Origin of the sequence: Halomonas sp. SpR8 (genome assembly GCF_031010195.1) — a bacterium.
Lineage (GTDB): Bacteria > Pseudomonadota > Gammaproteobacteria > Pseudomonadales > Halomonadaceae > Vreelandella.
This window is the reverse complement of sequence record NZ_JAUAMC010000028.1, coordinates 1-842: the sequence shown is the minus strand read 5'-3', so window position 1 is coordinate 842 and position 842 is coordinate 1. Positions and strand designations below refer to the sequence as shown.

The window sequence follows — 842 nt, the reverse complement described above, 5'->3', positions numbered from 1 at the left end:
AAGGGTGCAGGGCTGTCTGTCCGAGCCATCGCAAAACAGATGGGAATCAGCAAAACAGCTGTTGGCCGCTATCTTTCTGAAGGTGTCCCAAGGTGCGTGCGTATTACTAATGGCGGAGCCCTCCGGCCTGATCTCTCTCGGACTGGATCATGAGGGTACCCTGTTCTTTCCGACCATTTACGGGGTTTGAAGTCCAACGGAACGAAAACGTACGTTAGTGGGGGGACGGCGTCTAAAAAGTCGATTTGGAGATGCTGCGCCTCTATAAAATGCTCAAACCGATTTCATAGACACGCAATGAGCGCTTTTTTATCAGTTCTCTCCGCGAGAAACCCCGTCCTTCAGGGCGGGGAGGGATAGCGATTGGCGCCGGGCGCCAACGGCTTCTAAAATTAACCCTGTCTCTGGCAGACCTACGGCGGGACACGCCGAATGTTAAGCCTGCGGAGTGGACGTGAGACTTAGGCGGATATGGGGTTGATTCACCATCGTAAAATCCGCCATTGCGCGGAATTTGCGGCGATAACCAAGCCCCCGCCCGAGCTGTCCACCGTGAAACAGGAACCTGTTAGCCCGGTGACGGATTTTCCCCTAACGGGAATCCCCTTCCTTACAGGGAGGGGAGGATGTCAAGTGTCTCTAATCTTATGAATTGGTGGATAAATTTGCTTAGCGTACAGATCCGCCCCATTGGGCTTCAAACCCCTTTACCAAGGGTGTCCCAAGGTGCGTGCGTATTACTAATGGCGGAGCCCTCCGGCTTGTGGCCGGTTGCGGCGCAGGCGTGAGTAGGTGACATGAGACAATGACCTTTGCCCCTGAACTGTTGACTAGGTTGCGCA

Annotated in this window: 1 protein-coding gene; it reads left to right on the top strand. The window is 54.3% G+C overall.

Annotated elements, in window-relative coordinates; all coding sequences use genetic code 11:
* On the top strand, positions 1-190 hold a 190-nt coding region (locus tag QT230_RS20785), incomplete at its 5' end, for a hypothetical protein (RefSeq protein ID WP_308324062.1).
* Positions 191-842 lie beyond the last annotated feature (652 nt).